The organism is Flavobacterium sp. UBA4854 (assembly GCF_002399805.1).
GTDB classification, from domain to species: Bacteria; Bacteroidota; Bacteroidia; order Flavobacteriales; family Flavobacteriaceae; genus Flavobacterium; species Flavobacterium ginsengisoli.
Genome location: NZ_DHEI01000050.1, coordinates 1 through 25,692 on the forward strand (window position 1 = coordinate 1; position 25,692 = coordinate 25,692).

The 25,692-nt window shown below is 33.0% G+C and carries 22 protein-coding genes; 11 read left to right on the forward strand and 11 right to left on the reverse strand.

The features are described from left to right. The 5 genes from B3J44_RS06765 to B3J44_RS06785 all read left to right on the forward strand — a co-directional run. A partial coding sequence (locus tag B3J44_RS06765) for a TolC family protein (protein WP_286967219.1) occupies positions 1-693 on the forward strand: 693 nt, incomplete at its 5' end. Positions 694-852: 159 nt separating this feature from the next. Continuing rightward, positions 853-1,530 (forward strand): response regulator transcription factor, encoded by a 678-nt coding sequence (locus B3J44_RS06770; protein WP_198855836.1) that lies wholly within the window; start codon positions 853-855, stop codon positions 1,528-1,530. Then, positions 1,523-2,788: a sensor histidine kinase gene (locus tag B3J44_RS06775; RefSeq protein ID WP_286967229.1), complete on the forward strand. Its 1,266-nt coding sequence runs from the start codon at positions 1,523-1,525 to the stop codon at positions 2,786-2,788. Before B3J44_RS06770 ends, B3J44_RS06775 begins: the two co-directional genes overlap by 8 nt. A gap of 66 nt (positions 2,789-2,854) precedes the next feature. After that, positions 2,855-5,266: a TonB-dependent receptor domain-containing protein gene (locus tag B3J44_RS06780; protein WP_286967230.1), complete on the forward strand. Its 2,412-nt coding sequence runs from the start codon at positions 2,855-2,857 to the stop codon at positions 5,264-5,266. A gap of 56 nt (positions 5,267-5,322) precedes the next feature. Then, entirely contained in the window at positions 5,323-5,664 is a 342-nt protein-coding gene (locus B3J44_RS06785) for a helix-turn-helix transcriptional regulator (protein WP_198855839.1), read from the forward strand. Positions 5,665-5,716: 52 nt separating this feature from the next. Here B3J44_RS06785 and B3J44_RS06790 read toward each other — a convergent pair whose 3' ends face one another. Then, a complete protein-coding gene (locus B3J44_RS06790) occupies positions 5,717-6,133 on the reverse strand; it encodes an EamA family transporter (protein WP_286967238.1) in 417 nt (138 codons plus the stop codon). A gap of 172 nt (positions 6,134-6,305) precedes the next feature. Here B3J44_RS06790 and B3J44_RS06795 point away from each other — a divergent pair, with 172 nt between their 5' ends. Next, the gene (locus B3J44_RS06795; RefSeq protein WP_286967240.1) at positions 6,306-7,310 is read left to right on the forward strand and encodes a phosphatase PAP2 family protein; all 1,005 of its coding nucleotides are present in this window, start codon (positions 6,306-6,308) and stop codon (positions 7,308-7,310) included. Next, positions 7,297-8,817 carry a phosphoethanolamine--lipid A transferase EptA gene (eptA, locus tag B3J44_RS06800; RefSeq protein ID WP_286967381.1) on the forward strand — a complete coding sequence of 507 codons (1,521 nt, stop codon included), beginning with the start codon at positions 7,297-7,299 and terminating at the stop codon, positions 8,815-8,817. Before B3J44_RS06795 ends, eptA begins: the two co-directional genes overlap by 14 nt. 97 nt (positions 8,818-8,914) lie before the next feature. Here the strand turns inward: eptA and B3J44_RS06805 are convergent, their stop codons facing one another. Next, positions 8,915-9,424 carry a hypothetical protein gene (locus B3J44_RS06805; protein ID WP_286967241.1) on the reverse strand — a complete coding sequence of 170 codons (510 nt, stop codon included), beginning with the start codon at positions 9,422-9,424 and terminating at the stop codon, positions 8,915-8,917. 27 nt (positions 9,425-9,451) lie between these two features. After that, on the reverse strand, positions 9,452-10,582 hold the full coding sequence (locus tag B3J44_RS06810; protein WP_286967243.1) for a hypothetical protein: 1,131 nt from the start codon (positions 10,580-10,582) through the stop codon (positions 9,452-9,454). Between the two features lie 518 nt (positions 10,583-11,100). Here B3J44_RS06810 and B3J44_RS06815 point away from each other — a divergent pair. Next, positions 11,101-11,889, forward strand: coding sequence for a polysaccharide lyase (locus B3J44_RS06815; protein ID WP_286967250.1), 789 nt, complete (start codon positions 11,101-11,103; stop codon positions 11,887-11,889). A gap of 103 nt (positions 11,890-11,992) precedes the next feature. Here B3J44_RS06815 and B3J44_RS24230 read toward each other — a convergent pair whose 3' ends face one another. The 3 genes from B3J44_RS24230 to B3J44_RS06835 all read right to left on the reverse strand — a co-directional run bounded on the left by B3J44_RS24230 (position 11,993) and on the right by B3J44_RS06835 (position 15,472). Beyond that, positions 11,993-12,967: a GNAT family N-acetyltransferase gene (locus tag B3J44_RS24230; RefSeq protein ID WP_349678288.1), complete on the reverse strand. Its 975-nt coding sequence runs from the start codon at positions 12,965-12,967 to the stop codon at positions 11,993-11,995. Positions 12,968-13,134: 167 nt separating this feature from the next. Next, complete coding sequence (locus B3J44_RS06830) at positions 13,135-13,830, reverse strand: LytR/AlgR family response regulator transcription factor (RefSeq protein ID WP_286967254.1); 696 nt, start codon at positions 13,828-13,830, stop codon at positions 13,135-13,137. A gap of 1 nt (position 13,831) precedes the next feature. After that, positions 13,832-15,472: a histidine kinase gene (locus B3J44_RS06835; RefSeq protein ID WP_286967255.1), complete on the reverse strand. Its 1,641-nt coding sequence runs from the start codon at positions 15,470-15,472 to the stop codon at positions 13,832-13,834. Between the two features lie 124 nt (positions 15,473-15,596). Between B3J44_RS06835 and B3J44_RS06840 the strand changes: the two genes are divergently transcribed. Continuing rightward, a complete protein-coding gene (locus B3J44_RS06840) occupies positions 15,597-17,975 on the forward strand; it encodes an outer membrane beta-barrel family protein (RefSeq protein ID WP_286967260.1) in 2,379 nt (792 codons plus the stop codon). A 58-nt stretch (positions 17,976-18,033) separates the two neighbouring features. On the opposite strand, the gene B3J44_RS06845 is transcribed toward B3J44_RS06840, so the two are convergent. Both B3J44_RS06845 and B3J44_RS06850 read right to left on the reverse strand, forming a co-directional pair. Further along, positions 18,034-19,056, reverse strand: coding sequence for an LLM class flavin-dependent oxidoreductase (locus B3J44_RS06845; protein WP_198855848.1), 1,023 nt, complete (start codon positions 19,054-19,056; stop codon positions 18,034-18,036). Between the two features lie 150 nt (positions 19,057-19,206). Further along, a complete protein-coding gene (locus B3J44_RS06850) occupies positions 19,207-20,910 on the reverse strand; it encodes an arylsulfatase (protein ID WP_286967265.1) in 1,704 nt (567 codons plus the stop codon). Between the two features lie 153 nt (positions 20,911-21,063). On the opposite strand from B3J44_RS06850, the gene B3J44_RS06855 reads away from it, so the two are divergent. Together B3J44_RS06855 and B3J44_RS06860 are read left to right on the forward strand one after the other, a co-directional pair. After that, a complete protein-coding gene (locus tag B3J44_RS06855; protein WP_286967266.1) occupies positions 21,064-22,062 on the forward strand; it encodes an aldo/keto reductase in 999 nt (332 codons plus the stop codon). An 18-nt stretch (positions 22,063-22,080) separates the two neighbouring features. Next, entirely contained in the window at positions 22,081-22,980 is a 900-nt protein-coding gene (locus B3J44_RS06860; RefSeq protein WP_286967271.1) for a helix-turn-helix domain-containing protein, read from the forward strand. 79 nt (positions 22,981-23,059) lie between these two features. Here B3J44_RS06860 and B3J44_RS06865 read toward each other — a convergent pair whose 3' ends face one another. The 3 genes from B3J44_RS06865 to B3J44_RS06875 all read right to left on the reverse strand — a co-directional run. Further along, on the reverse strand, positions 23,060-24,214 hold the full coding sequence (locus B3J44_RS06865) for an iron-containing alcohol dehydrogenase (RefSeq protein WP_286967283.1): 1,155 nt from the start codon (positions 24,212-24,214) through the stop codon (positions 23,060-23,062). A 76-nt stretch (positions 24,215-24,290) separates the two neighbouring features. Continuing rightward, positions 24,291-25,163, reverse strand: coding sequence for a helix-turn-helix domain-containing protein (locus tag B3J44_RS06870; RefSeq protein WP_286967288.1), 873 nt, complete (start codon positions 25,161-25,163; stop codon positions 24,291-24,293). Positions 25,164-25,328: 165 nt separating this feature from the next. After that, positions 25,329-25,692 (reverse strand): Sir2 family NAD-dependent protein deacetylase (locus tag B3J44_RS06875; RefSeq protein WP_286967291.1); only part of this gene is annotated, 364 nt, incomplete at its 5' end.

Here is a 25,692-nt window from a genome sequence, read left to right on the forward strand (position 1 = left end):
ATTCAGCAGCAAATTACCGAAACGGAGAATAAAATCAATTTCTTATTAGGGCGTTTTCCTCAAAAAATTGCTAGAAGCAGCAATACTTTCAGTACTATTACTCCAGCAGATATTCACGCAGGAGTACCTTCCCAGCTTTTAGAAAATCGTCCAGATATTAAAAAAGCAGAAATGGAACTAATTGCCGCAAAACTGGATATTAAAGCTGCTAAAGCGAAATTTTACCCTTCGCTAGGCATTTCTGCAGGGATTGGATATGAAGCTTTTAATACCAAATATTTACTGACTTCTCCAGAATCTTTGTTGTATTCTATAGCAGGCGATTTGGTTGCTCCTCTAATTAATAGAAATGCAATAAAAGCAGAATATCTTACCGCTGGAGCTAAGCAAATTCAGGCTGTATACAATTATGAAAGAACATTGGTAAATGCTTATATCGAAGTTGCCAACCAATTGTCTAAAATTCAAAATACAGCAAAAAGCTACGGCTTGAAATCACAGCAAGTTGATGCTTTAAACGAATCTGTTCAGATATCTAACAATTTGTTTAGTTCTGCCAGAGCAGATTACATGGAAGTTTTATTGACTCAAAAAGATGCTTTAGAATCTAAATTTGAACTTATCGAAACCAAAAAACAGCAGATGAACGCCTTTGTTAATGTTTACAGAGCATTAGGAGGTGGCTGGAATTAGTAGTTTTCATTTTTATTTTTTGAAAAGGAGATTGGCTGAAAAGCTAATCTCCTTTTTGTATTTAAAATGCTAAGCTCTTACTTAACTAAATATTTTTTTTTATAATTTTAGTACATTAAAATTCAGATTTTCTACAAAATTAAAATGAAAATTCGCAGCATGAAAATTTTAATTATAGAAGACGAAAAAGAAATTGCCAAAAACATTAAAAATTACTTTAATAGCAATGGCATTCAATGTGAAACAGCTCATACCTATAGTCTAGCACTTAACAAAATTGAAAGTTATGATTACGATTGCATTCTTTTAGATTTAATGCTACCTGATGGAGACGGATTCGAAATATTAAAAGAACTAAAAAATAAAAATAAAACAGAAGGCATAATTATCATTTCGGCCAAAGAAACTCTAGAAACAAGAATAGAAGGTTTTAATCTTGGAGCCGATGACTTTCTTACTAAACCTTTTCATCTTTCTGAGCTTCTTGTTCGCATGCAGGCTCTTATACGCCGCAAAAACTTTAAAGGCAGTAATTCTGTTGTGTATAACGAAATAACTGTTGATATTCTCTCAAAAAATGTTACGATAAAAGATCAAAAAATTGATCTTACCAAAAAAGAACTTGATTTATTATTATTTCTTATCGGAAACAAAGAAAGAGTATTATCAAAATCTGCAATTGCAGAACATCTTTCTGGCGATATGGCAGATATGCTAGATAATCATGATTTTATTTATGCTCATATAAAAAACTTAAAAAAGAAACTCAGTCAGGCTGGCGCTGGAGATTATATAAAAACGGTTTACGGATTAGGATATCGATGGGAAAATGAATAAAAAAAAATTACTTCACAAAAGCACAGAAAGCTTTCTTATTTTTTCAGTTATAATACTTCTGATTGCTGCTCCTGTTTTCTATTTCATTAGCCAATGGCTTTATATATATGAAACAGAAGAAGTTCTTTTGATGCATAAAGGTGCTTTTGTTAAAGAGAGTCATTCTAATTTTACAGAAAAAGATATAAAGCTTTGGAATAAATACAATCGTGATGTTATGATTGTTCCCGATATGGGCGTAAAAAAGGACAGTATTGTTGGGGTTATAATGTACGATTCGATTGCTGAGGCAGATGAACCTTTTCGTATTATATATTCTCCTGTTAAAATAAATGGTAAAAAATATACTTATACAGAAAGAATTAATCTTCTCGAAATGGAAGGAATGGTTTTTAGTGTAGCAGCAATGTTTTTAGTAATCATCATCATACTCCTTATTGGAATTATATTGCTTTCAAAAATAACATCGGCTAAACTATGGAAACCTTTTTACAATACTTTAGATCAAATTCATGACTTTGAAATTGACAAAAACAAAGCTCCGCACTTTACTCCTACTGATATTGACGAATTTGATCGTTTAAATAAAAGTCTTGACCTTTTAATAGAAAAAAACACAGCTATTTATAAAAGCCAGAGAGAGTTTATTGAAAATGCTGCTCATGAACTTCAAACTCCTCTTACTCTCTTCCAAACAAAAATAGAGACTTTGTCACAGCTCGATCTTAATGAAGAGCAATCTAATCTAGTGGGCTCGATTTCTAATGATGTATCGAGACTTAACAGACTTAATAAAAACTTATTGTTGCTCTCTAAAATCGATAATGAAATTTATTTTGATAAAAGCCCTATCGTAATCAACAATTATATAGAAAAACATCTTGACTTTTTTACTGAACAGGCAGCATCTAAAAGTATTGCAATTAAAACCGATTTCAGATTTAGTTTAAAAATAACAGCGAATCCAACCTTAACTGAGGTTCTAATCAATAATCTTTTTCTTAATGCCATTCGTCATAATAAAAAAGACGGAAGCATTATCGTAACCACGCTAGAAAATGAACTTATTTTTCAAAATACTGGAGTAAAAGCCCCTCTTGATACAAAAAAACTTTTCAATAGATTTTCAAAAAGCAATCCTTCTTCTCAAGGAAGCGGTCTGGGGCTGGCTATTGTTAAAAAAATTGCTGAAGCCAACAATTGGAAAATCAAGTACACTTTTGACCAAGATCTACACTGCTTCAGTATTAGATTTTAGCTAATTCAGAATTTCTGCAAAATCACTTTTAATCTTTGTTCTGCAATATATTTATAATCCAGTACAATGAAATTAAAAATGATTTTGCTGTTTTCATTTCTAATAATAGAAGTTTTCAGCACGACCGCACAAAACCATACTGCATCTGTTTCAGGTCTTATAAAAGATAATGTATCTAAAGAAGCTGTACCATTTGCCAATGTCATAATTAAAAACGCCTCTGATCAAAAATTCATAGCAGGAACAGTAACCAGCGAAGATGGACGCTTTACTATTCCAAATATAACTTCTGGAAATTATCTGCTTGAAATTACTTCAACAGGATTTAAAATGAAGACACAGAAACTATTTATCGGAAATCTTTCTGATTATCTTGATCTGAATAGTATTGAAATTGAACCAGACATCAATAATCTTGCTGAAGTTGTAGTGTCCAATAAACCTTCAGGTTCAAGTAATCAAATAGATAAAAAAGTATTTTCGGTTGCAGACAATATCACGCAAAGTGGCGGATCTGTACTTCAATCTATGCAATCTCTTCCTGGTGTTACCACCAACGATGGAAAAATTCAGCTTAGAGGAAATGATAAAGTAATAATTTTAATTGATGGAAAACAAACTGCTCTTACTGGTTTTGGAAACCAATCGGGTCTGGATAATATTCCTGCTTCTGCCATTGAAAAAATTGAAATTATAAATAATCCATCGTCAAAATTTGATGCGAATGGAAATGCCGGAATTATCAATATTATTTATAAAAAAAACAAACAAGAAGGCTTTAATGGTAAAATTGGAATTAGTTCGGGATATGGCGCTTTGTGGGAGCGAAAAGCAAATCTTCCTTCTGTACGTCCTCAATACCAAATGACACCAAAAATAAATCCTTCGCTTTCCTTAAATTATCGCAAAGAAAAAATAAACGCTTATCTGCAAGCTGATTATTTGTATACAGAAACACTTAATAAAAACGAATTTGTAAACCGTACTTATGATGATGGCACTGTTATAAATCAGCAAACAGTTAGAAATCGCGATACGCATTTTACAACATTAAAAACGGGCATTGACTGGAATTATAACGAGAACAATACTTTTGCTTTTTCTGGTCTTTTTGGTAGTGAAAAAATTATTGATAATGGAGATGAGCCTTTCTTTAATCAAGATTACTCACAACGTCTTCGTTTATGGCAGTTTTTAGAAGATGAATTAAAAACAACTGTAATGGCAAGTGCTTCTTACGAACATAAATTTATGGAAGCTGGCCATAAGCTAAACGCTGGAATTAATTATACTTATCATAGAGAAGACGAGAAATATTTCTTTACCAACACATTGCCTGACTTTATAGGTCAAGATGCTTTTAAGCTCCTTTCTGATGAAAAGGTTCTCGATTTGAATGTCGATTATGTTCGCCCGTTAAAATATGGACGTTTTGAAACTGGTTTTAAATTTAGAAATCGAGAGATTCCAACCAATATGCAGTTTTTTCCAGGCGAAAATTCTCCTATTGATGCGGCAGCTGGCGGCTGGGCAGTATACAAAGAAATTATTCCTGCACTCTATTCTAATTACATCTACGAAACGAATAAAATTGAAGCAGAAATAGGACTTCGTCTCGAATATGTAAAGTTGAACTATGATGTAAATCCCGATCATCCAACGTATAAAAGTGATGGTTATAATTATACAGAACCTTTTCCTAGTGTTCGTTTTGGCTATAAAATAAATGAACAAAATAAAATTACAGCATTTTATAACCGTAGAGTTGACAGGCCAAATGAAGTGGATATTCGTATTTTTCCAAAATATGATGACGCAGAGATCATAAAAGTCGGCAACCCCGCTTTAAGGCCGCAGTTTACAAGTGCATTTGAACTTGGATACAAAAAAAGCATCGAAAAAGGAAGTCTGATAGCTTCTCTTTACTATAGAATTATAAACGGAACCATAACTAGAATTGCGACAACTGTTCCTGGAAGCACATTGATTTATAATGTTTTTCAGAATGCAGATAAAAGTACTTCGGCTGGTATTGAGGCCATTTATACGCAAGAACTTACTTCATGGTATTCTTTTAATTTGAATGGAAATCTTTATCAAAATACAATTGATGCTTTTTCGGTTACCAATTTGTATCCGCAACCAAGCACCTACTTTGGCGAACGACAACAGATGGTTTCTGGAAATTTAAAATGGAACAATACTTTACTGTTTGACAAGACTTTAAAAGGGCAAATTTCAATGATTTATTTAGCTCCAGACATTATTCCTCAAGGCAAAATTAATTCAAGATTTTCAGTAGATCTTGGAATTAAAAAAACGGTTCAGAAAGGAAAGGGAGAAGTTTTTTTAAATGCATCTGATATCTTTAATACCCTTATAATTCAAAAAGAAGTTCAAGGAATGGGCTTCTCATACAATAGCAGAGATTATTATGAGACACAAGTAATACGTTTTGGATACAGTTACAAATTCTAGATTTCAAAAATTCAAATTTAGATTTTATGGCTTTTGAACTTATAATCTTATTTTAAATGGCAAAAAAGACAAAACTTCAAGAAATTCGCTTAAAGCGTCAAATCAATCAAGATGTTATGGCTGTTCTTGTAAACATGAAGCAGGGAACTTACAGTAGAAAAGAACGAGGTCTTACTAGCATCTCTGATTCCGAATGGGAAAGAATTGCATTGGTTCTAGGTGTCAATAAAGAAGATATTTATCAAAACGACAAACGTGCAAGCCTTTCTTCTGGCAAAACTGGTGTGTCTAATACATTTACACCTGTAGAAATGCTAAAAAAAATCGACTCTCTCGAAAAAGAGAATAAGAAACTTAAAGCAGAAATTAAAACACTGAAAAAATTAATCAAGCAATAAAACCTCAACATATAAAAAAGTCCTGCTTATTACATAGCAGGCTTTTTTATGCTTAACTATAGATCATTAAAATTGTTCCAGATATAATAAGCAATACTCCCAAAATTCCTAGCGGACTTATTTTTTCATGCAGAAATATAACTGATAATATTACAGCAATAGCAACACTTATTTTATCTACTGGCGCAACTTGAGAAACTTTTCCGGCTTGTAAAGCCTTAAAGTAAAATATCCAAGAAAGACCTGTTGCAATACCAGACAAACAAAGAAAAATCAAATTTTCTTTAGTAAGTAGGGAAATATTCTTTGTTACACCCTTAAAAAAAACAATTCCCCATGCCAAAATCAAGATAATTACTGTTCTAATAGCCGTAGCTAGATCTGTATCTACATTTTTGATACCCATTTTGGCAAAAATAGCAGTCAAAGCTGCAAACAAAGCCGAAAGTAAGGCAAATATCCACCACATAATTTATTGTTTTTTAAGATTATTAATGAATTGTAAAAAAGCAAATATTAGATATAATTCTGAAAAAATTCTGCATGTTTTATTCAAAATCATTCTATGTAAAAACATCTATTTTCCTTTAAAAATTAGTCTATATAAAGTTCTTATTAAAACTGCATTAAATAAAAATTAATTGAGAAAAAAATCAGAATTAATTCAGAATTGGAATCTAAATTTCCCTTCAAAAAAAACATTTAGAAAAGATTCAACAACATTTATTGCAGTCGTATTAACTATGGATTATCCTTTTTACAAATCGTTTTTAGAAAAAAAAATACCTTTCAGAGACATTTTTCAAAATGCAGAATGTATTAACGCAAGTGTCGGAGACAGATACTCAAAATTAAAGATGTCATTATTTTTTCTGCCTATTTTACTCCTTTTTGCAATTGCAGCCTTTCTTTTTCAAAAAAATGCTTTCACTGCAGATTCTTATATTGCACTGCAAAAAACCAGTTTTTATTACATTAATTCTATCTTAGGTCAATTTCCAAGTATTGAATATAATCTAACACAAGCGGGAAATGCTTTGATACCATTTTCTTTTTTGGCTATTCTTGTTGTTTATGTGCCTAAAATATGGGAAGCTTTGGCCTCGGGATCACTCCTATCTCTTTTATTTTGCAATTTTTTAAAAGGGTTCTTTGCAGTTCCAAGACCTGCAGCCGCATTGGATAATAACAGCTTTATAATTATCGGAAAAATAGTCTGCGGAAATAATAGTATGCCTTCTGGACATTCTATTACCATTTTTACAACCATTACAATTTTGCTTTTTGGATTTATGCCTTTAAAATTAAGTTCTAAAATTTTATGGTGCTGTATGCTGACTGCTTTAGGATTCGTTTTAATATTAACCAGAGTCGCTGTTGGTGCACATTATCCTCTTGATGTAATTGTTGGAGCCATCATTGGATACATCTCAGGATTGCTTGGTATTTTTATAAATCGAAAATATAATATTTGGCGATGGATTAATAATAAAAAATTCTATCCTATTTTTATTCTAGGTTTTACCATGTGCGCCTGCTGCCTTATACATAAAATAATTGACGAAAATCTGGTAATTTATTATCTATCTTTAATCGCTATAATTATATCCCTTTATGAAATTACTACAGCCTATATTAAGAGGTAATTTAAAAATAGCTCATTTTGCTCTTTTAATGAGTTTTATTAATTTTCTATTCTTTCACTATCCATTCTTTAAATTTGTATTTCATAATATTGATTATAAAAGTTTTAACGGAATAATTATTATTATCAGCCTTGTAATAGCAATGATTGTTGCAAATTTCTTTGCTTTTTATCTTTTCTTATTTATAGCCAGATACTTTGGCAAATTTCTACTGGTACTTTTTTTTACTATTAGTGCAATTGCTGTTTATTTTATTAATACATATAGCGTTATCATAGACGAAAGCATGATTGGTAATATACTAAACACAAATTATGATGAATCAAGCAGTTTTTTCTCTTTTAAACTAATAATCTACGTTTTCTTTTTGGGCATTTTGCCTAGCCTGTACATTATCAAAACTGAAATTGTAAATGTGCCCGCCAAAACCTTTTTGAAAACAATTTCTCTTACTCTTTTATTTCTTCTAATTTTAGTATTTGTAAATGCTGGAAACTGGTTATGGATTGATAAAAATTCGAAAACATTGGGCGGACTTGCAATGCCATGGTCTTATTCTGTAAACACTTCACTTTTTTATATTCATAAACATAAAAAAAATGAAAAAGAAATTCTATTGCCTAATGCTACTATAAAAGACAACAAAAAATCTGTTGTAATTTTAGTAATAGGAGAATCTGCAAGAAGTCAGAATTTTTCTTTATATGGATACAAAAAAAATACTAATCCATATCTTTCTAAAACAGAAAATCTTTACCACTTTAATGCAACATCTTCTGCAACATATACTACTGCTGGTGTAAAAGCTATTTTAGATTATAAAAAAACTGATGATCTTTATGAAATTCTGCCTAATTATTTGTACCGAAATGATGTTGAAGTTGTTTGGAGAACTACAAACTGGGGAGAACCTCCTGTGCATATAAAAAATTATCAAAAAAGAGACGTTCTAATGCCTAACTGTAAAGGTGAAGGATGTAATTATGATGAAATTCTTTTAACTGGATTAAAAGAACAAATACTGGCAAGTGCAAAAAACAAGATATTAATAATACTGCATACAAGTACAAGTCATGGCCCAACATACAGTAAAAAATATCCGAAGCAGTTTGAAACTTTTAAGCCCCTCTGCAATAGTGTTGAATTAGGAAACTGCTCTCAAACAGAGTTAATAAATGCTTATGACAACACAATTGTTTATACAGATTATATCTTGCATACTATAATTGAAGACTTGAAACAATTAAAAGATTATAACAGCACCATGCTATTCGTTTCGGATCACGGAGAATCACTAGGAGAAAAAAATCTTTACATGCATGGTCTTCCTTTGAGCATTGCCCCAAAAGAGCAATATGAAATTCCTTTTATTGTTTGGGTTTCAAACGATTCAATTAAACTTAAGCCTAATCAGACACTTTCGCAACAAAATGTATTTCACAGTGTCTTGAAGTTTTTAAATATTCAAAGTCCGATTTATGATGAAAATTTAAACATCTTTAAATAATTCAGCGTTTGTATTATTTACAAATCATCTACCTCTGATTGTATTTCAAGATAAGACAAATAAAAAAAGCTCATTTATTTGTTAAATGAGCTTTTTTTTATCTTGTTATTTTGGCGTAAAACCATCTTTCACGAGCGTAACTTATTCCTTTATACAATACTAATCCGAAAATTACATAAAAAGAAACTTTAAAATAAATAGCAAGATACCAAGATCTAGTTTGAAAATTATAGTATTCTAATGGAGCATCTCTTAAGAAAAAATTTCCTGTCAATTTGCTTTTGTAAAGTGGTTGCTTATCAAAATTTTCCTTTAGATATTCGAGCTTCGTTACTCTTAATTCTATTTCTGATTGATTACCTAAAGTTATTCCTTTAACTAGGTAGGATAATCCCGTTCCCTCGCCTGTTCCAGCATCTTCAGAAATTTGTTTGATTAATAAAACATCTTTTACAGTGTATTTATTTTTATTCCTAAAGCTTTTTAGATTTTCATATTCGTTCAAATAACTATTCGTAATGAGACTTCCTATTGTTATTACAGTAGATATAATCACATTACAAACAATAAGAAAAGCTAAAAATGCTATTCCTGCTCTTTTTATCACTTTAAATTAGTTTATATAACATTCGGCTTACATTTCTTTTAAATTGGTTTCTATTTTCTCGCCATCTTTACTTATGGTTACACGTTTCTCAATATTAGCTTTGTCTATGTAAGACGATCTTGCTGTTCCATAATTAGTTGTAGAACCTGCGTAGCCCCAATAGTTATAATAATTGGTATAGCCTGAGACATAAGAATAGTTGTAAGAGTTAGAAAAATCGAAACTAGCCATAACGACATAAGTGCCTGGCATAAGATCTAAAAACTCAAAATGTCCTTCGTCATCATATACTTTGGCTTTTTTTACCGAATAACCAAAATCAGAATGTAGAGGAACTTCTGGCATTTTTTTCTGTTTTCGTATTTTTTTGTTGACTTCTACCCATTCTTCATAATAATCAGAACTTGGAAAAAGTGTAATCTCAGTTCCTTTTGGAGCATATTGCTTTTTAGCTGTATTTACTAAACCTCCTAATTTTTTACCAGAGTTTGCTCTTGCATAAGCTGTTCCAATAATAACACTATTGCCTTTTGAAATCTGCTGAACAACTTGCTCTTTGTTAAATTTACTTTTAATGGGCTGATAATCTAACTCTTCGTTAACCGTAATTTCCCACATACCTTTACCCATTGACATTTCGCGTTGCCAAAGACGGTGGTCCTTTTTATCAATTATATAATTATACACAGCACCTGTGCTTTCTTCTGAAACAGTAACAAGCCATGTATCATGCTTACCTGTTCTTGGAGAGTAATAGCTAAAACTTTTTACCTCCTTGACACTATAAGGCTCTGTAAGCACTTTTGATTCATCATTATAATAAAACTGAAAAAAACGGGCTTTATAACCTACATCTAATGGCAATGTACCAATCATGTGGTCAGTCCAATTGAAATCTATGAATGGTTCTGTCGGATTCAGTTTTAATTTTTTATCCTTTTTTGTTTTCTTAGAATAATAATTTCCTGTAATGGGGTCAGTAAAATCTAAGTTTAATTTCGTTTCCTTTCTATCGCTAGTATAGCTAATGGGTTTTAGCGTTTGAGCATCTGCTACAGAAATATGTGTAGTCGTTTTTCCATTGTCCTTTGGAGTATAGACATTGGACAACGTTAGCTGATTGTTGGCTAAAGTAATATCATATGCTAATGATCCCATCTTTGTCCAGCTTGTATCTTTAACATAATATACTGTGTAAAGAGACTTTTCCTGTTTAATGTATTTGGTATTGATATCCTTGCCTCCTGGAGTTATTGTCTTCTGACAAAATACAGTAAATGGAAGCAGACTTACTGTTAAAAAAAGTGCATACAATTTCATAGTGGCTAATAATAATGATTAATGGGGCAAATGTTTTTGTTTGTACTTCAAATGTAGTAAAAATCTTTTTATTTCTTTTTTACCAGAATTTACCTAAATCCAATCAATTTATTAAAATATTAAAAATCAACCAATTACAATATATTATAATTTACAATCAATATTTAGCAGGTTTTTTACTTCCAAAAAGCATACTATTTGTATACTAAATACGTACACTGGATTTATGTGTACGTAAAAACGTACTTTATTACCCCTTGCCTAAACTATTAATAATCAACTTTACACTTTCGGTTTCAAATACTACTATCTATTTTACTAACTATTAATTGTTTACTAACCTTAAAATTTAAAAAATGAAGAAAATCATAAAATTAACTTGTATGCTAGCCACTGCAGCATTGCTATTTTATTCTTGCGAAAAGGAACAAGATTTAGATGTGGCTAAAACTGCTAAGAAAGATGCACCCGTATTGGCTAATAAAGATACTCTTTCGGTAAGTTCTGAACTTCAAGGTAACGCAACTGCAAAAGGAACGGCTACTGCAAGAACCATAACTTTACAAACCAACACCTTATCTTGCCCTGGTGGATTGTGCACATCGTATGGTGTTTGGTCTACTGGAGTTTATACGGTTTGGTTTCAAATGAAATTTAACAACGGATTTTTCTGGAGCCGAGGCGGCAAATGCGGATATGGTATCTTAATTGGCGACCAAAATACAGGCGGTGATCCAGGTTGGGACGGAAATGGCGGTAGCGCAAGATTTATGTGGTATTGCCCAAACGGATCTAATTCTGCTAAAGGAAGTGGCGCTTATCTTCAGCCTTATGTGTATTATAGAGATCAGCCTGGACAATATGGCAATGATTTTGGAAAGAAATATTATATACAGGAAGGGGTTACTTATAATTGCCAGATATCTGTGAAACTAAATACAGGATCGAATACTGACGGATATGTTAAATATTATGTAAATGGCACAGAGATATTAAACGAAAAAATTCGTTGGGTAACAAACGATTCTAAACGAAATGTCAATGCAGTAAGCCTACATACTTTCCGTGGCGGAAGTCAAGAATACTGGAAAGCTCCTGTAACAAGCTCTATTTACTATCCTAGTGCTTCTTGGGATGCTTTATAATATATAATACACTTTAAAGAAAATTTGAACCGGAAAAATAAACCCTACAACTTCGATGTTTTTTAATTAATAAAACATCGAAGTTGTTTTAGTTAAAAACCTTCTACAATTCTTTCTTAAAACAAATACTGGTTTCTATTCCAGCATATTGTCCATAATTTTCGATAACTGTATAAGTTCTAGTATATAATGCTACCGCTTCTACTTGCACATTACTTGTTTCCAAAACAGAAAACGTATAACCCAATTCTTTTGCCCAACTTTCAAGTTGGTTTAAAATATTATATGCTATTCCTCTTCCTCTATATTCTTCAGAAACAAACATACGTTTTACCTCAACAGATTCATTATCAAATTGTTTTATAGCTCCGCAACCAACTGCAACGCCGTTGATATAAGCAATAATAACATGCTTAATAGCATCTACCTTATTAAACTGATTGAAGTATTCCTGCATGTCTCCATTTCTGCTTGCTAAGTTCTCATCTAGTTTTACAATTAAATTTGCAAAATCGGTGTTTTGAGAAGTCGTTCTAACGAATTCTAGATCTTCAGTATATCCGTATATTTTCATATCTGTTAAGTCTTGTTCTCTTTTTCTATAATCTTTCTTTAAAAGCCCTTCATATACAAATCCAGAACGCTCCGCAACTTTAATGCTTGCTGTATTATCTACAGCAATTTTCATAAATAATCTATTAAACTTTTTCTTTGCAAAACACCAATTTTTAAATGCTGTTAATGCTTCAGCACCATAATTATTTCCACTATATTTTTCGAAAATAAAATAAGCAAGTTCACCTTTTGGCACTCTCCAGTCAATTTCTCTAACCGATATATGACCTACAAGTTCATTATTTTCTTTTAAAAATATAGCGCAAGCAAAACCTTTATTTTCTTGCCAATCTATGGTTTTCTGCTCCATATATTTTTTTGTTGCTTCCAAACTGTCGTTAACCTTTAGCATATTAGTAAAGTAATCGTTCAAGTATTCGCGATTATCGGTTATGCTTTTAAAAAAACATTCAGAATGTTCGGGACTGTAAGGTTTTATTAGAAGGTTTTTGGTTGTTATCATTTTATGGTAAATTGTAGTTGTGCTTTTCTAAAGGTAAAACTATACAAAAACCTGATGCGCAAAAATGCTATTTTTCTATTAGTTAATGCGTTTTTTGCATTAGGTTGCTTTTTTGACAAGTAGTAATCGAAAAGAAGAAACGCTTCAAATCAAAAAGCATTCGAAATCTAAATCAGCTTATTTTTAATCTCTTTATACTTAGAACGACCGATTGGCAACAAGTCGCCGTTTTTGAGTTGCATACTATACTTTCCTCCTGCTTCAACCGCAATTTTATCTGCTTGTTCCCAAGAGAGAATATACGATTTATGTATTCTTTCGAAAGTGTCGGGAAGCAATTTTTCTAAAGCTTCAAGCGATTTATCGTGTAATTCTATTTTATTATTTGCCAAATGCAATTCGGTATAAATTCCTGCGCCTTTTATGTATAAAATTTCATTAACAGGAACGAGTTTAAAGGTCTTTGCTTTTCTTACTGCCAAAAAACGAACATTGGCGCCAGACTGTTTTCCTTGAGCAGTAAAGCGCGTAAAGGCTTGCGATAATCTGTTTTGATCAAAAGGCTTTGGTACAAAATCTAAAACACCATAATTAAAAGCTGTAATGGCTTTATCGGTGTAAGCTGATACAATAATGGTCTGAAACGGACCAGCAACAAAAGTCTGCAGGATTTCAAAGCCATCTTCTCCATTCAGATTCAAATCTAAAAGCAGCAAATCAATTTCATTATTTTCAATAATCAAAAGTCCGTTTTCGAGAGAATCAGAAAGCAGAATCTGCGCGTCTTTGTCAAAGAAATCACGTGTCATTCTTTCTACTCTCTTGGCAATACGAGCTTCATCTTCAATTATGAGTATTTTCATTTTAATCAAAAATTTTAATGATAGTCTCCCAACCTTTTTCTACAGAATGAGAATCAAAAGACCATTTGGTACCATAACTTTCTGTTAATCTAGCTTCAATGTATTTAAATCCAGTTCCTATTCGCTTCTCTTTTTTAGCTTTTCGATTTTTGGCAAAAGTCAGCAAAGTGTATTCTTTAAATTGCTTTTCTCTAGTAAATTTTAAACAGAAAACGATACAGCCTTGTTCTGGAGGAAGACTATGCGTTATTCCGTTTTCTATTATGGTATGAAAAATAGCTGGCGGAATGGTTTCCTTTTCATCAATTTCTTCTTCTTGCCATTCATAACAAATTTCTTTCCGAAAAGACATTACTTCCAAATGTCTTCGGCACAAATCGATTTCTTGTCTGATCGGAATAAGTGTATCTTCAGCAATATCATTCATTATATCAAATTCTTCTGCAAGAGCACGAATAAAAACAACTCCTTCTTTTGGCGATTCTTCTATCCAATCAATCAATGAAGTTAAAGTATTACGAAGAAAATGCGGCTGAATATTTTTCTTAATCAATTCTAATTGCAATCTAGAAGAAAGCAGCAATGATGCATTATGTGCTTCTTCCATCGCTTTTGCTCGTATCGTATGCAAATAAAGCATACAGAGCACTAAAATGGTAAAAGCAATAAACAACCCAAAATCATAAAACATAAAATAGTTGACAACAACGCCCGCCAATAAACCAGCCGCAACAATAAGTCCGCCTTTCGTTTTTCTAATTGCAGCATCAATTGCGATTATAATTGAAAAAAATCGAGCTGTAATGGTAAAATAAGCTGCAGAAATATCATAATGCCCATAATAGCCAATATAAACTGCTAAAAGAGAAATAAATAAAAGAATCAAAAATAGTTTCTTTCTTTTAAATTCAAATTGAAGCATAAAGTACCACGGCACCAGCATTGAAATAGCAAAAGTAAGCCAGCCTATAATCTTTAAACGAGTATAAAATTGATCGTAAGGAATCTCTAAATAATACTTTACATATTCTATAATTAGAAGGCAAAAGAAAAGCAGACAAATAATTCCGAAAAGCAAAACCGCTAATTCTTTTCGTGTGCTGTTTATATACAAAAAGAAATAATAAATGCCTGCAATGAGAAAAGCGCCCGCCATAAGATTCATAAAAGATACTACAACAAGCGGTGAACGATGAAGCTGGAGATAGTTTTTAAGTTTCACATCTATACCGCGTTCTGCTTCTCTGTTATAAACTTGTGAACCGATTAAAATAACGGTATGTTTTCCAAGATTAGATAATTTTTTCGGAATTTGATAATACGACGTTTCTGTCCCAGGAACCTCAGCACGATCCGATTTTGCCATTTGACCGTTTCTTCCCACCAAAACGCCATCCCAATACACATCAAAAGCACCAAAAGCATTTATCTGAAGTCCGAGAGATTCAGAAATATTGTTACGTTTTTGGATTTCAACATCTGTTTGAAATTTAAAACTCGAACTATCTGGTTTTCCCAAGTCCATTTGCTGATGATCGTAATCAACCTCATAGGTTACGTCGGTTGTAACGTACTCTTTGTAATAATTACACGAGGTAAATAGCAGCAGAAGTAAAACGTTGAAAAAGTAAGATTTATACATAAGATAAAGATAAAACAAATATTCAATTGCCAAATGCATTTGAAAAGTTCGTAGAGCCGTTTGAATGTTTTCAGAAATAACACTTCATTTTATGAATTAATCTTGTACAACAAAATCAATCCAAATGAAAACCTTAATAATCAACACTTTAATTCTATTTATTCCTCTTTTAGGAATAGGGCAACAAACCGTTATTTCTGGTAAAGTTCAAGACAATGCGACAAAAGAAGCATTGCCTTACGTAACAGTAACAGTACAAGATGATAACTCAAAAACATTAGCTACAACTATAACTGACGATCAAGGCTTATTTAGTCTTGAAACAGCTTTAAGCGATAAAACAACTATTTCGTTTAGTTATACAGGTTATCAAGCTCGTATACAATCTCTAGTTGTTTCAGAAAAACAAAAAATTGAATTGGGAACAATTGATTTAATTACTGATGCCGTACAATTAAAAGCAGTAGAAATTAATGGCCAGAAATCGAATATCAGTTTAAAATTAGACAAAAAAGTTTTTGAAGTTGGTAAAGATGTGCTTTCGCAAAATGGTTCTGCTCATGATGTTTTAAATGGAGTTCCGTCTGTTGCGGTTGACCAAACAGGAACAATAAGTTTGAGAGGCAATAACAATGTTTTGGTATTAATTAACGGAAGACAATCTGGACTTACTCAAAGTAATGCTCTTGACCAAATTGCAGCCGATCAAATTGAAAGAATTGAGGTTATTACTAATCCTTCTTCAAGATATGATGCTGCGGGTTCTGCGGGAATTATTAATATTATTTTGAAAAAGAACAAGAAAAGCGGTTTTAGCGGTCAGGTTCGATTAGTTGCTGGATCTCCAAATGACAGTCGGCTTAATCCGAGCATCAATTATAAATCGAACAAAATCAATGTTTTTTCTAATTTCAGTATTCGTTCTAGCGATTACGTAGGTTTGTATACGACCAATCAAGTAACCAATAGTACTACTTCGCCAAATTATATGCATCGCGTACAAAATGAAGATCGTCACGATGATGGCAAATTGCTTTATATGGGTGCCGATTATTTTATTAATGAACATCAGACCATAACAGCTGCTTTCTTAAAGAATGCCACGCATGATAATGATAAAACCGATTTACGATATCTGTACGATAGTGATCTTGAAAACACAACGCCTGACAGTCTTTTAACCAGACACGGAAAGTCTTTGGAAAAACGTGATTATAGTCAGCTTGAGTTTAATTATACTCGAACATTCAAACAAAAAACAAAAAAATGGACAATTGATGTGCAATACGATTGGTGGAATAGCGACAAAAAATGGGATCTTTCTACACAACGTTTAATTCCTGATACGATGATTTATCCTGGCATTAGAACCAGCTCAGTAGGAAATAGCAAAGATTTTTTGGCGAAGACAGATTTTATTCAGCCAATTGACAGCCTTTCTACTTTAGAATTTGGAATAAAAACTGAAATTAGAACGGTTTCGAGTAATTATTTGGCAGAAGAACAACAGGATAATAATTGGGTAATCTATCAGAATATTGATAATGATTTAAATTATGATGAAACCATAACTGGCGCCTATACACAATTTAGCAGCAAAATCAATAAGTTTAGCTATATGCTGGGCTTGAGAGCTGAGTTTACAGATATTTCTATTAAAGATGTAGAAAATGCTTATAGTGATAAAAAAGACTACAACAAGCTCTTTCCTACTGTCAATCTGAGCTATAAGTTTGATGGTTCTGCTTTACAGCTCAATTACAGCAAACGCATTAAACGTCCGTCATTATACGCTTTGTACCCATTTAATGAAGTTACCGATTTGAATGCGCAATACATTGGAAATCCTGATTTGAATCCTTCCTATACTGATGCGTTTGAAATGGCGTTTCTAAAAAACTGGAAAACATTTACTTTGAATCCTTCTGTTTACTATCAATACGAAAAAGGGTTTATTCAAGATTATACGTATCGTCAAGATGATATTTTCCTTACAACACCCATAAATATTGATTACGAAATAAGAAGCGGAATTGAATTATCTGCCTTATACAATCCTTTAAAATGGTTTCAGCTTAATGCCGAAATGAATTATTATCACTTTAAACAAAAAGGAAACTATATGGAACAAAATCTTGATTACAGCAGTCAGAACTTTACTGCAAGATTAAGTACTCAGATCAAACTTCCAGCTAAATTTAGTTTTCAAGGGCGTTATAACTTTCGTGGAGAAAAACGCAATGCACAAACTATCAATCAGGCCTTACAATCAATTGATTTCGGATTAAGTAAACTTCTGTTTAAAGATAAAGCGACTATTGTTTTTGATGTTACGAATGCTTTTAATCTTCGCCAATACAAAAGCGTTACAACTGGAACCGATTATGTTATTAAAGATAATAGCATTCCTAATGCAGCAAGATATCGTCTGAGTTTTGTCTATCGTTTTAATCTGACAGATTCAAAAGCAATTAGACAAGCAAATGAAGCTAATAGAGGTTAATTTTTACTAAAAAAGCCCTCCAATAAACAGAGGGCTTTTTTATTCTTTTTTATCAAAACTATCTCCAACCTAATGCAGGTGCAACGTGTTCTAAAATAGACGATAAAATATGAATATTGTAATCGACTCCAATGGTATTCGGAATAGTTAACAACAAAGTATCAGCTTCTTGAATAGCTTCATCTTGAGCCAATTCTTCAATCAGTTTATCAGGTTCTGCAGCATAGCTTTTACCAAAGATTGCTCTTTTATCTTGCTCGATATAACCAAAACTATCATTGCCTTTAGCTTGTCCGCCAAAGTAATATCTATCTTGCTCATTGACCAATGCAAAAATCGAACGGCTTACAGAAACTCTAGCTTCACGCTGATGTCCTGCTTTTTTCCAAGCTTCTTTGTATATCCTTATCTGCTCGGCTTGCTGAACGTGAAAAGGTTTTCCGTTTTCATCATATTTAAGCGTTGAACTCTGAAGATGCATTCCGTTTTCGGCAGCCCAAATAGCGGTGGCGTTAGACGCTGCTCCCCACCAGATTCTTTCTCTTAAACCTTCAGAATGAGGTTCAATACGTAACAATCCAGGCGGATTTGGAAACATTGGATACGGATTTGGTTCTGCAAATCCTTCTCCTTTAAGCTTATCCAAAAATTCTAGCGCTTTTTTACGTCCCATATCGGCATCGGTTTCACCTTTATCAGGTTCGTAGCCAAAATAACTCCAACCGTCAATTACTTGTTCTGGAGATCCTCTGCTTATTCCCAATTGTAAGCGTCCTTCTGATATCAAGTCGGCAGATCCAGCGTCTTCAACCATATATAATGGATTCTCATAGCGCATATCAATTACGCCCGTTCCGATCTCAATTTTACTAGTCTTAGCACCAATAGCTGAAAGCAAAGGAAAAGGCGATGCCAACTGCTGCGCAAAATGATGCACGCGAAAGTAAGCACCATCAATGCCAATTTCTTCAGCAGCTACAGCCAAATCAATAGACTGCAATAATGTATCTGCCGCTGTACGAGTTTTATATGATGGATGATTAGCCCAATGCCCAAATGATAAAAATCCTATTTTCTTCATAATGGCTTTATTTTTTTATTCTCTCAAATATACGCATCACAATTGAGTAATACTAGATTTTACTGCATAATTGCCTCGTAAATTAATTTAATGTTTTAAGAACTTTTCGTGCTCTAAAAAAGAAAGTCGGACAGTTGTCCGACTTTCTTTTTATTGTTTAGAATCAACACTCAAAGGAGGAAGACTAACTTTCTTTTCATTCATCATTTTTTTCACCTGTTCAATAGTTCTATAGCGTTCTATCTGCATCTCGCCAGTAAATGTTTCACTTTGCGGAGCTCTTGGTGGTATTTGCGCATACGTTTTCATCAAATCGGCAATAGCCTGATTAAAAATTATGGCTGTCCAAGTTTTTTCTGTCCAACTGTTCATAAACAAATCATAACGTTCCTGCGGATCCTGCCACAAATTGTAAATGGCTGGTACGGTAGCTACGTAAGTTTCGTCGCCTCTCCATCCTAGCTGTTGTCCTGGTGCATCACTACCTGCAATAGCGCCATTATCTCCTCGAGTATTAAATACCGCTTTAAATTTACCAATACGAACCGCACCTGGAGAAAGTTCTGCTTCTGTAAAATAGAACCATCTGTCGCGAAGCGGCGTTCCTTTTTTAAACAATACATTAGACATATCGTAACTGTCAAATACCATATCAGCACCTGCTCTATCTTTTTTAGGAAGTTCGACTCCTGCAAGGCTGGCAAATGTTGCCATAAGGTCTAGCCCTCCCACAATATCGTGGCTTTGACTTCCTGCTTCAATTTGTCCTGGCCACCAAGCAATTGCAGGCACACGGCTACCGCCTTCTCTATCAGTTCCTTTGGTACCTCTAAACGGAGTATATCCAGAATCAGGATGTACATCTTGCCAAGCACCATTATCTACTGTATAAATAACAATAGTATTCTCGGCAATGCCTAAAGAACGAATCTTATCCATAATACGGCCTACATTGTAATCCATCTCTACTACAGCATCAGAGTATTTACTTTTTCCTGGTGATTTTCCAACAAATTGTTTTGAAGGAAGGTTTGGCTGATGATTTTTAGCAAAATTAATGCACATAAAGAACGGATCTTTGCTTTTTCCATATTCATCAAGCTGTTTTAGATTATTCTCTACCATCATCATATCTAGCTCAGCAATATTCTCTTCTGTAACTTTACTAACTTCACGGGCTTTGCCGCCTGCTTCTCCTTCAAGTATTCCAGTCGTTACTTTTTTGAAAAGATCTAGCATTTCTGGAGACATCTCTGGATTCCAAGACTGAAAAGCATAAGTATAAGCATTCAAATGATACAGCACCACATTCTGCATTTTATCAAAACCGTGTGCTATGGGCATAGAATAATCTGCTTCTCCTAGATGCCATTTTCCTGAAAAATAGGTTTTATAATTGGCTTTTTTTAGCACAGAAGCCAATGTCCATTCTTCTTTCGGTAATCCGCCTCCTTGCCCCTGAAAAGCAACAGTAGTCATACCGCTACGATTTGGGATACGTCCTGTAAGCATGGCAGCTCTTCCGGGAGTACAGCTTGGCTGTCCGTAAAACGACCAAAATTGCATGCCTTCTTTTGCCATTCTATCAAGATTTGGTGTTGGCATACCACGACCCACTCCTCCTCCATAAACTCCTAAATCTCCCCAACCCGTGTCGTCTGAGATTACCATTATGATATTGGGTTTCTTTTTAGTTTGAGCTTCTATATCAGAAAGTACCAATAAAGTTAAGCCTGTTAAAAGTACTGCTAGAGCATTTTTTCTCATGATTTGTGATTTTAGGATTAGTATCAATCCTAAAATTAATTTTTTGCTCCCTAAGTTTACGGTATCTTCACTTGTTTGATGTTCCATTTTATAACATGAAACCAAGTTGTTCAAATGAAACAGTAGTAATCAATTGAAACCAATCTAATCATAAGTAATTTAAATACAATCTTCCGTAATTAGCAAACCTATATGTCTTCAGTCTTTCTCGAAATTTGTATGCAACTAAAATTATAAAAGATGAAACAGATTAAATTAGGAAATCAAGGATTAGTTATTCCGCCAATTGGTTTAGGATGTATGGGAATGACAGGTTTTGAGGAAGGAAATATGTACGGTCTTGCAGACGAAAAAGAAGCGATTCAAACTATTCATCGTTCACTTGAATTGGGTGGTAATTTTTTGGATACAGCAGATTTGTATGGTCCTTTAAAAAATGAACAGCTTATAGCAAAAGCGATCGGAAAAGAACGTGATAAATATATAATAGCTACAAAATTCGGTTGGGAAATAGATGATAGCGGAAAAGTAACTTGGGCCATAAACGGAAGCAAAAAGTATATCAAAAAGGCAGTAGAACGTTCACTTAAAAATCTAAATACAGATTATATCGATTTGTATTATATGCATCGTTTAGACAAAAACACTCCTATAGAAGAAACCGTCGACGCAATGAGCGATCTTGTTAAAGAAGGTAAGGTAAAATATATTGGACTATCTGAAGTATCTTCTGAAACCATTAAAAAAGCACATCAAGTTCATCCCATAACGGCGGTGCAAAGTGAGTATTCTTTATTTGAAAGAACCGTAGAAGAAAGAGGAATCTTAAAAACATTAGAAGAATTAGAAATAGGTTTTGTAGCTTATTCGCCTTTGGGGCGCGGGTTTTTATCTGGGCAGATTCGTTCTATTGATGATCTTCCTGAAAATGATTTCCGCAGAGCTATTCCTCGTTTTCAGGAAAACTATTTCCATAAAAATATTGAATTGGTAAAAGCGGTTGAAAAAATGGCTGAAGAAAAAAATGTCAATTCATCTCAATTGGCTTTAGCATGGATTATCAGTAAAGGAATTGTACCTATTCCTGGAACTAAACGCAGAAAGTATCTTGAACAAAATATTGGTTCTGCTGCTATAGAATTGAGCCAAAACGATCTTTTAAAATTAGAAAGTATTGTACCTTTGGGAACAGATACTGGGGCTCCGTATGATGAGTTCAGTATGGGACTTCTTGACTAAACTAAAAAAACCGTTGTTATGAATACTATAGTATCCGTATCTGCTTTTCACCGTTTACTTTCTCTTCCAGAACCTAAACACCCAATGGTTAGTGTTATCAATTTATCTCAAAGTGTTTTTCTTGATGATGAAATCTGGAAAGGATTTACGAATAAATTCTATTGTGTTGCTTTAAAAAGAAATGCAAAAGGAAAAATCAGATACGGTCAAGGACATTATGACTATGATAAAGGCGTATTAAGTTTTACGGCACCCAACCAAGTCCAGTATTTGGATTTTCATACAATGGAATGTGGCGAAGGCTCTCTTCTTATATTTCATGAAGATTTTATTTTAAAACATCCTTTAGCACAGAAAATATTTGATTTTGGATTTTTCTCGTATGCCGTCAATGAAGCACTACATTTATCTGAACAAGAAGAAAATTATCTGATTGAAATTTTAGATAGAATTGACAAAGAATGCCAGCATATTGATCATCATACACAAGACATTATTCTGTCACAAATTGATTTGCTTTTAAACTATTCGAGCCGTTTTTATGAAAGACAGTTTATAACCCGAAAAAACAGCAGTCATGCTCTGCTTACAAAATTCGAAAGGTTTATTAATGAATATTACAATGATGACTCAGCAGAAAAAGGTCTTTTAAGCGTTGGTCTAATCGCCGAAGCACTCAGTCTTTCTCCAAACTATCTCAGCGATTTCTTGAAAATACATACAGGAAGAAATACAAAAGAGCATATTTATGAAAAGCTCGTTAATAAAGCTAAAGAGAAACTGTCTGCAAGTGAATTATCTGTTAGTGAAATTGCCTACAATCTTGGTTTCGAACATCCGCAGTCATTCAGTACGTTTTTTAAAAAACGAACACAAATGGCTCCTTTAGAATTTCGGGAAAAGATTCGAAACAATTAAAATTCTATAATAAAAAAAAGAGCTGTCTATTATTGGACAGCTCTTTTTTAATTAAAATAAATTCTATAAAAGAAGCGTTTTATTGCTCAGTATAAACAACACCTTCATAACACGCATTATAAATTTCTTTTAATTCGGCAACAGTAGGTTTTCTTGGATTGAAACCGGTACATGGATCTAAAAATGCATTATTGGCAATAAAATCAAGATTTTTATCCCAGTCTTCTCTAGAGATTCCGAAATCTTTAATTGCTGCCTGATTTTTTACATCGGCTCTTAAAGTTTCAACTGCTTGCGCTAAGTCTTCGGCAGTTTCTTTTCCGATTACTTTTGCTAAATCAGGGAAACGATTGCTTTCTTTTGAATTGTAACGAATAACATTCGGTAAAAAGATGGCATTAGATGCTCCATGAGGAATTCCATATAACGCTCCTACTTGATGAGATAACGAGTGAACAATTCCTAACCATGCATTATTAAAAGCAAGTCCAGCCATGAAAGATGCATCGTGCATATTCTGACGTGCTTGAATATTTGATGGATTCTGAACTGCTTCTTTCAAGTTATCAAAAACAATTTCTAAACCTCCTTTAGAAAGCACATCTGCGTAATTATTTTCGATATTAGACACATAAGCCTCAACACAATGTGTTAAAGCATCTAAACCTGTATTTGAAGTTACATGCGCTGGCATAGAAGCACAAATTTCACCATCAACAATAGCAATATCTGGCGTAAGCTCGTATGAAACAATAGGATATTTAACTCCTTTTTCTCGATCTGTAATAACTGCTAAACCTGTAGTTTCTGTACCTGTTCCGCTAGTAGATGGAATTGCAATAAATTTTGCTTTTTTACGTAAAACTGGCACATTAAAAGGTTTGATCATAGCTTCAAAATCAGCATCTGGATATTCATAGAAAACCCACATCATTTTTGCCGCATCAATTGCAGAACATCCGCCTAATCCAATGATCCAATCTGGCTCAAAGCTTTTCATTAATTCTGCTCCTTTAAAACAAGTTGCAGATGACGGATCTTCTTCTACACCTTCAAAAATTTCAGTTGCAATTCCTGCTTCTTTTAGATAAGCCGCCGCTTTATCCAAAGAACCACTATTTTTCATCGAACTTCCACCTGTAACGATTACCGCTTTAGTTCCTTTAATTTTTTTTAATTCTTCAAGACTTCCCGCACCATGGAAAACTTCTCCTGCAATAAATAACTTGCTCATTTTATACTCTATTTTTATGTTTAAATATAGGTACAAAAGTATTTCAGCTATTGCGGGCTGTGTTATACAATCAAGTCTATTTGATATAAATTTGAGCCAATTCTTTTTGAAGTTCCGTAGGCGTTTCGTCCAATTTGCTTTTTACAAATTTATTAAGTGCTGAGGGAGAACTGAATCCAAGTTCGAGCGAAATTTGCTTATGAGAAAGATCCGAAAACATCAAAAGTCTTTTTATTTCCTGAAGAATTCGATTATGAATTGCATTGATTACTGTCTCACCACAATGTTTCTTGGTAATACTGTTTAGTTTTTTAGTTGTAATTGCCAAATTAGAAGCGTAATATTGAACTGTTCGTTCATTCTTATACCTTTCGTTAAGCATTTTTTTAAAACGAATATATAGCGTTTTATCGCTTTCATGCTGAAAAACAGGATGCTTACCATGTACCGATTCTATTAATCCTAAAAGCAGAATCTTAATATAAAACCTTCCTTGCTCTTTTCTAATAAGACTTGGATCGGAATAAATATTCTCGATAAACGAAACCATCGATTTTGCATGTTCCAGTTCTGACGGAGACAAGAATATACATTTCAAATGCGAAGAAAGATTTACGTTGTAAGACAGGAGTTCGTTTTTCAAAATATCGGAACAAAACAGTACTTCTTCAAATAAAATTATCTTTCCAGACAACTCAGAAGACAAAAATGAAAGAGACGAAATCTGATCAGGAAAAATCATTGAAATTTTGCCTGCTTTGAGATGTATTATCTCTTCTTCTAAATGAAGCTGAATTGCTCCAGATTCAACCATTAGAATACAAAAGTGATCCTTTTTATGCGGTTCTAAATAGTTTTTTAAATTCTCTTTATTAAGATCATAAACTCGAAAAGAAAGACTCTCATCCTCTTTTTTCGTAATATTTTTTTTTATTTCAAGCCTTTTCAAACAAATGAAGTTTTTATTATTTGCATACATCTTAATAAACAATCCTGAAAGAATTTTGCAGATCGTTTTTCAAAAACAGATTGAAAAACGTCACTAAGACATAAAGATGCAGTTGGGTATAGTCTAAAGTGCAAGTTTACATAAATTTCCCGAAAGAAGAGGTTTTTATTTCTTTTCCTCTTGAACAACATTATGCAATATCTCATGTATTGTTTTTAAAGCTTCTGTTGAGGTTGCACGAATAGTAATTTTATTTTTCTTGTCTTTAAGCAATTTTGTAAACAAATTATCTTCTGTATTAATATCAACTATTGTTCCTCCGTATTTTAATGTTGTTTCTGCAATCGCCATTGGCAAATTAGTTGCTCCAGATGTACCAACAATAAAAAGAATTCCTGAGTTTTTTGCTACCTTTAAGGAACTAAATTTTTTATTCGTCTTTTCATCATAATATTCATCAAACCATAAAATATTGGGTCTCATCCAACTCCCGCATTCTTTGCATTTCAGTAATTCGATATCTTTCTGG

Coding starts and splice junctions, on each gene's coding strand:
- B3J44_RS06770 (WP_198855836.1), top strand. CDS start 853: ATGAAAATTTTAATTATAGAAGACGAAAAAGAAATTGCCAAAAACATT.
- B3J44_RS06775 (WP_286967229.1), top strand. CDS start 1,523: ATGAATAAAAAAAAATTACTTCACAAAAGCACAGAAAGCTTTCTTATT.
- B3J44_RS06780 (WP_286967230.1), top strand. CDS start 2,855: ATGAAATTAAAAATGATTTTGCTGTTTTCATTTCTAATAATAGAAGTT.
- B3J44_RS06785 (WP_198855839.1), top strand. CDS start 5,323: ATGGCAAAAAAGACAAAACTTCAAGAAATTCGCTTAAAGCGTCAAATC.
- B3J44_RS06790 (WP_286967238.1), bottom strand. CDS start 6,133: ATGTGGTGGATATTTGCCTTACTTTCGGCTTTGTTTGCAGCTTTGACT.
- B3J44_RS06810 (WP_286967243.1), bottom strand. CDS start 10,582: ATGGGATCATTAGCATATGATATTACTTTAGCCAACAATCAGCTAACG.
- B3J44_RS06815 (WP_286967250.1), top strand. CDS start 11,101: ATGAAGAAAATCATAAAATTAACTTGTATGCTAGCCACTGCAGCATTG.
- B3J44_RS24230 (WP_349678288.1), bottom strand. CDS start 12,967: ATGATAACAACCAAAAACCTTCTAATAAAACCTTACAGTCCCGAACAT.
- B3J44_RS06830 (WP_286967254.1), bottom strand. CDS start 13,830: ATGAAAATACTCATAATTGAAGATGAAGCTCGTATTGCCAAGAGAGTA.
- B3J44_RS06835 (WP_286967255.1), bottom strand. CDS start 15,472: ATGTATAAATCTTACTTTTTCAACGTTTTACTTCTGCTGCTATTTACC.
- B3J44_RS06840 (WP_286967260.1), top strand. CDS start 15,597: ATGAAAACCTTAATAATCAACACTTTAATTCTATTTATTCCTCTTTTA.
- B3J44_RS06845 (WP_198855848.1), bottom strand. CDS start 19,056: ATGAAGAAAATAGGATTTTTATCATTTGGGCATTGGGCTAATCATCCA.
- B3J44_RS06850 (WP_286967265.1), bottom strand. CDS start 20,910: ATGGAACATCAAACAAGTGAAGATACCGTAAACTTAGGGAGCAAAAAA.
- B3J44_RS06855 (WP_286967266.1), top strand. CDS start 21,064: ATGAAACAGATTAAATTAGGAAATCAAGGATTAGTTATTCCGCCAATT.
- B3J44_RS06860 (WP_286967271.1), top strand. CDS start 22,081: ATGAATACTATAGTATCCGTATCTGCTTTTCACCGTTTACTTTCTCTT.
- B3J44_RS06865 (WP_286967283.1), bottom strand. CDS start 24,214: ATGAGCAAGTTATTTATTGCAGGAGAAGTTTTCCATGGTGCGGGAAGT.